General features: G+C 34.3%; 7 protein-coding genes and 1 pseudogene. 3 read left to right on the forward strand and 5 right to left on the reverse strand.

Annotated elements, in window-relative coordinates; all coding sequences use genetic code 11:
• Window positions 1–2420 (reverse strand): exodeoxyribonuclease V subunit gamma (locus ACJML3_RS05290; protein WP_406021256.1); only part of this gene is annotated, 2420 nt, incomplete at its 3' end.
• Between the two features lie 188 nt (window positions 2421–2608).
• On the opposite strand from ACJML3_RS05290, the gene ACJML3_RS05295 reads away from it, so the two are divergent.
• Both ACJML3_RS05295 and ACJML3_RS05300 read left to right on the forward strand, forming a co-directional pair.
• Window positions 2609–2914: a hypothetical protein gene (locus tag ACJML3_RS05295; RefSeq protein WP_406021258.1), complete on the forward strand. Its 306-nt coding sequence runs from the start codon at window positions 2609–2611 to the stop codon at window positions 2912–2914.
• Entirely contained in the window at window positions 2848–3084 is a 237-nt protein-coding gene (locus tag ACJML3_RS05300) for a GNAT family N-acetyltransferase (protein WP_406021265.1), read from the forward strand. The genes ACJML3_RS05295 and ACJML3_RS05300 overlap by 67 nt, the downstream gene beginning before the upstream one ends.
• Window positions 3085–3181: 97 nt before the next feature.
• Here ACJML3_RS05300 and ACJML3_RS05305 read toward each other — a convergent pair whose 3' ends face one another.
• The 4 genes from ACJML3_RS05305 to ACJML3_RS05320 form a co-directional block, all read right to left on the reverse strand.
• The gene (locus tag ACJML3_RS05305; protein ID WP_219938017.1) at window positions 3182–3412 is read right to left on the reverse strand and encodes an LPP leucine zipper domain-containing protein; all 231 of its coding nucleotides are present in this window, start codon (window positions 3410–3412) and stop codon (window positions 3182–3184) included.
• Between the two features lie 221 nt (window positions 3413–3633).
• Window positions 3634–4185, reverse strand: a complete 552-nt coding sequence (gmhB, locus tag ACJML3_RS05310) for a D-glycero-beta-D-manno-heptose 1,7-bisphosphate 7-phosphatase (RefSeq protein WP_406021260.1) — start codon at window positions 4183–4185, stop codon at window positions 3634–3636.
• Between the two features lie 41 nt (window positions 4186–4226).
• Complete coding sequence (locus ACJML3_RS05315) at window positions 4227–4814, reverse strand: hypothetical protein (protein ID WP_406021262.1); 588 nt, start codon at window positions 4812–4814, stop codon at window positions 4227–4229.
• Window positions 4815–4822: 8 nt separating this feature from the next.
• Complete coding sequence (locus ACJML3_RS05320) at window positions 4823–5161, reverse strand: P-II family nitrogen regulator (RefSeq protein WP_219938019.1); 339 nt, start codon at window positions 5159–5161, stop codon at window positions 4823–4825.
• Between the two features lie 248 nt (window positions 5162–5409).
• On the opposite strand from ACJML3_RS05320, the pseudogene ACJML3_RS05325 reads away from it, so the two are divergent.
• Window positions 5410–5775, forward strand: a pseudogene (locus tag ACJML3_RS05325) (hypothetical protein); the annotation flags it as partial.

Raw genomic sequence — 5775 nt, forward strand, 5'->3', positions numbered from 1 at the left:
AGTTTCTTTTTAGCTGACATAATCGATTCTAAGAACAAGAATCTGTCATCAACACTCTTTTGTCTGTCGTTGTTTCTTATTAGAGATTTCACTCCCATAAGATTGAAATTAGGAAGAACCTCTTTTCTTGGAAACTCTCCATCATTCATTCCAAGAAGGAATATGTAATCAAAAGGAACTGCTCTCATTGGAATAAAGGAGCAGAAATTTACCTTTCCTCTTAAATATTTTGAAGAATCCCTATCATTTCCAAAAGCATGCTCAAGTTTAGCTCTGAAAACAGGAAGCTTAATATTCAGAACTGATGTATGTCCATCTTCTTCATTCGAACCAATTCCAGCTTTTAGATTGCTGATTGATTCATTCATCTGCTGAAGGATTTTGTTAATAAACAACAACTCTTCATTTTGCTCATCTGAGAATAAACCATCAAGAAGGATATTTCTTAGCTTTCTAGTCCAGTCATCATTAGTCAGATCAAGATTTGGAGAGAATTCATCTCTAATCTGTTTTAACTTATTTACAAAGGCACAGAATTTATTTATTAGCTCAAAGTCCCCTGTATCCACATCAGAGCAGGCGCCACCAACAATATAAGAGCCTTTAAAGAAACCGTCAACTATTCTGTCTATACCATTAGACAATGTCCAAGGCAAATCAATCTGAGCATTAAGCTCTTCTTTAACATCATCTTCATCTAATCCCCAGTGAATATTTGCTTTTTTTAGGTATTCAGCAATAACAGATACTTCATCCTTACTGATACCAAATTTTCTTGCTATAGACTCAATAGATAAAAGATCGATTACCAAAGATGCAGTTATTCTTCTGCTTCCGATTGATAAAAGCTCAATGATGGCTGATGCAATTTTATTGTCAGATTTTGCAGTTCTATCGCAAACTGCATAAGGAATGTATGCAGGATCATCATAACTTACAGATCCGAAAACACTTTCTATTAATGGAGAATAGGTTTCTATATCAGGAACCATTACCAGAAAATTCTTAGTACTTACACAGCCATTGTTTTTTTCTTTCTTGAAAATATCAAGCATTCTGTCTCTTAATACTTCAACTTCTCTTAATGGTGTATGGCAGGAATGAAACTCTATTGAAGAGTCATCATCACGTATCTTGTATTTTTCTTTTGAATTGAGTGTTAACAACTGATCTTTTATTCTGTTTAAAACTGTATCTGATTCTTTATCATCAGGATCCACGTTTGAACAAAAAACGTTGGTAAAAGCAAGTTCAGTATCTCTTGATAAAAGTTCATTGAAGGTATCTTTACATTCTTTTCCAAGAGAAATCAGTAATGCGTTACCGTCAACAAGATTTTCATTATTATCAAACAGCTTTTGGTATTCTTCAAAATAACTGTCAGTTGCATCAACATCTGCAAGTAATTTTCTTTTAGCACCAATGCTCTGTCTCTGTTCGAGAGCATCTGACCTTAAATATTTAACAATAATCTTTTTCTTTTCTTTCCAATCTGCCTTAATTGAAGACAAATCACCCCAGTATTCCTGACATGGATTTAAAAGCATATATAGAACTTCGATATGCTTTCCAATTGCACAGAATAAATCAATAACCTGCGATGGCATTGATGTAACGCCAAAGATATAAAGACGGCGAGGAAGTTTCTTTTTAAGAACATCAGCTCTTTTTGGGTCATTTAATGCTTTAACCAGTTCATAAATAACCGTAGCTCTGTCATAGGAGCTCTGTTCGTTAACAGTTGCATTTAAATTTTCTCTTAACATTACCCAGAGCTTTATCTGCCAGATATTGTTATAAAGAGTTTTTTCAAGAGATCTGTCGTTTTTTGATGATGCACTGCCTAATAACGATTTTATGAAATCTTTTATTTTTCCTTCTTTTAATAGCAAAGTTCCGTCATTATTCTGAGTGATATCTTCAAAATCAGACAGTGTCATCTTGTTCCACTCTCTGATCCATTCAGGTCTGTACATCTGATACTGATCAAAGCAGTCTGCTATTGCACCACACAGTTGATATGCCTTTGCCCCCTCATCTTCGCCATCATCGACAAGAAGATATTCTCTCATTGAAGCAAATACTGGATCATCTTTCTTTTTCCATTTATCAATCATCGAAAACAATGACCAGGAAATATGTTCATGATCGTAACGGTTATATGAATCAGCGCCAGATATTGTTTTGTGCAGATCCCAGATAAATGCCCATAAAGGAGAAAAATCAACGCCCGAACAGATAAGATTGTTATGAGCAATTTCCTGCTGCAGATACATCTGCATACCTTTATTCATAACAATAATCTTGTCTCTTGCAAATGGGTTACCATTTTCAGATTTCAAGCTGATTCTGTTTGAACAGATACTGCTTAAGATACTTAAATCATTTGAATTTACTACGTTTAAAGAAAACTGGCGCATTACTAACCTTCAAAGTGGATAACATCTTTTCTGATAATAGCATAAATTTTATCTGTTTAATAACTTTAAACAAAGAATTTTTGTTAGTATCCTACTAATAAACTAACTAAATGCAATAGCTTCAATCAATTCCATTCACATATGGTAACCTAATCAGTAAAAACTAATAATCTCTAAGGAACAATAAAATGGCGAACATCACATTTAGATATGCAACTAAAAATGACAGTGAACTTGTATTGAAATTCATCAAAGAACTGGCTGTATATGAAAAATTAGAAAATGAAGTTGTTGCAACAAAAGAACTTCTTGAAAAATGGATTTTTGATGAAAAGAAAGCTGAAGTAATTTTTGCTGTCGTATCAGGAAAAGAGGTTGGATTTGCCTTGTTTTCAGTACATTCTCAACTTTCCTTGGCAGACCAGGAATTCATCTTGAAGATCTGTATGTTTCACCTGAATACAGAGGATTTGGCTATGGAAAAGCAATCTTGAAAAAACTATCAGAAATAACAGTTCAAAGAGGTTATGGAAGGCTTGAGTGGTGGTGCTTGAACTGGAATCAGCCAAGTATTGATTTTTACAAATCTCTAGGTGCACAAACTATGGATGCGTGGACAGACTACAGACTATCAGGAAAGGAACTTGAGGAATTAGCAAAATAAATATGTAAAATTGGGCAGATTTAATCTGCCTTCTTTTTTCAAGAAAAGAAAAAGTCCACCTAAGTGGACCCTTTCTTTAGCATGAAATCACAAGAAATTATTTCTTGTAACGACGAGCTAAGTTGTCTAAACGCTCGTTTGCACGTGCAGCGTCTGACTTAACGAAAGCAACGTCATTTGCTAACTTTGACTGCTGAGCCTTTAAAGCATCAACGTCAGCAGCAATAGCGTCTAACTTTGCTGATAAAGAAGCATCGCTGGTGCAACCAGTGAATAATACTGAAGAGCCTAAAGCAACAACTGCTAAAGTAGCTGCAAACTTAGTCATTTTTATCTCCAAAACTGTTTAAACAGATAAAACTAGAAACGAAACCTTTCGTCTCTTAACACCTGCCATTATAGTATCAAAAAACATAAATGGCACATTTTTTTCAAATAAATTTTGAAATTTGTCGAAAGTTCTATTCAACAACCTTTTGTTAAAAAAAATAACTTCCTGCTTTTTCAATATATATTCTTCAAATTAGATGTTGCTTAGATAAAGATTAATTATTGATTTTTTATAATAAATTCAACTACTTCGCCAATTGTGTTATAGCAGATTGCATCAGGACACAAAGGAGACTCCTCCTTTAGATGCTTACCAATTAAAAATAGCGAACTTATTCCTGCACTTCTTGCTGCAAACAGATCAGTTGCATGATCACCAATCATAACTGAATGATGAAGATCTATTTGAAGGTCACGTTCAGCTGAATAGAACATACCAGGCTTTGGTTTTCTGCATTCACATGAAACTCTATACTGCTCCACGTTAGCACTCTCATGATGTGGGCAGCAGTATATTCCATCAAAACAGGCATCATACAAAGAAAGATTAGCCTGCATGAATGAAGTTACCTTAAGAAAATCAGAGTATGTATATTTTCCTCTGGCTATTCCTGACTGATTTGTGACAAGAACTGTCAGATACCCCATATCCTTGAATTTCTTTAATGCCAAAGCGGTTCCTTTGATAATGTCAAAACGCTCTATCTGGCCTATATAACCATAATCAATGTTGACAACACCATCTCTGTCAAGAAATACAGCTTTTTGCATTTAATACCTAAATATAAATAAAAGAAATTCTAAATGGAGTATTAGTAAAGATTACACTTTAACAGCTGACGTTTATACATCTGAGAGCGACTGCTGACCTTTCTTGCAACCTTTATTAGCCAATCTTTAGATCTGTATGTTTTCTTTCTAAAACCATTCCAGCCTTCATGATAATTAAGGTACTGGTTATAGGCATCAGAAAAACTTATTCCATTAAGTTTTTTGGTTTTTGTCATATACCAGCCAATGAAATCTAGAGAATCGCCAAAATCAGAGCGTGAAGAAAATATAGATCCAGACTGCTCTTTATATTCATTCCAAACAGGATCTTGAGCCTGAGGATATCCATATGCTGAAGATCCACGACCATAAGGAATAAACAAGAACCACCTCATTGGAGGTTGTGCATCAGCACGAAAGCCGGATTCCTGAGCCATGATCGCCATTGCAACATTTATAGGTACACCATATCGCTGATGTACCCTGTGAGCATCAGTATACCAGCTATCTTTTTCCTGAAAGATAGAACATAAGTCATCTGGCCTTGATGGAGGCGTAGTTGAACAGCCAGTAATAAAAAGTAAAGCCAGTGAAAAGACAGAAACTAATTTTAGGGGACGATACTTCATTGAAATCATTAAATTGCGTCGTCGCCTTCTTCACCAGTTCTGATTCTGATAACGCGCTCTACATCAGATACGAAAATTTTACCATCACCAATCTTACCTGTATGAGCACCGTCTGTAATAGCCTGAATACAGGTATCAACATCCTCATCTTTTACAACAAGCTCGATTTTTGCCTTAGGTAGGAAATCTACAACATATTCTGCACCGCGATATAACTCTGTATGTCCTTTCTGACGGCCAAAACCTTTAACCTCAGATACAGTCATTCCAGAAATACCTCTAGCACTTAATGCTTCACGTACGTCATCTAATTTGAATGGTTTGATAATTGCAGAAATCTTTTTCATAGTTCTATCTTCCTGTACTTTGTTATGCACCAATTTTGAATGGGCATATCTTATCACTAAAATTCTAGAACAAAAGTATGAAGTTAATGTATTTTTTTTAATAAACTTAGATCAATATAAAACAAATCTTGATTTTTTACCTCATAAAACACATATTCGCAGATTTAACAGAAAAGCGAATATAAATTAACAGACATTTCATAAACTATCCTTGTAAAGATGAATATATTGAATAGAAGGATAAAATAATGTCAAAAATCAAAATGTTATTAGTTTATATACTCCTGTCTGTTAATATTTCTACTGTTATTGCTGATGATAATGTTTTAACTGTATGGGAAGATAAAGGAAAATCACTTGCAATCGTAAACCAGATTGCCGAATTTGAAAAAAATAACAACTGTATTGTGAAAATTTTCGAAAAAGATGCAGAAAAACAACTTGATTTAATCATGACAAACAAAGGTGAAACTCCTGACGTATTCATTTTGATATCTGACAGGCTGATTGATGCATATTCAAATAAGGTTGTCAGGGAAATTGATTACTCACAAGAGGAAAAAGATCAGTATGAAGCATCTGCACTTAATGCATTGTCTATTGCAAATAAAGTA

This window comes from Succinivibrio sp. (assembly GCF_045124615.1).
Taxonomy (GTDB): Bacteria; Pseudomonadota; Gammaproteobacteria; order Enterobacterales; family Succinivibrionaceae; genus Succinivibrio; species Succinivibrio faecicola.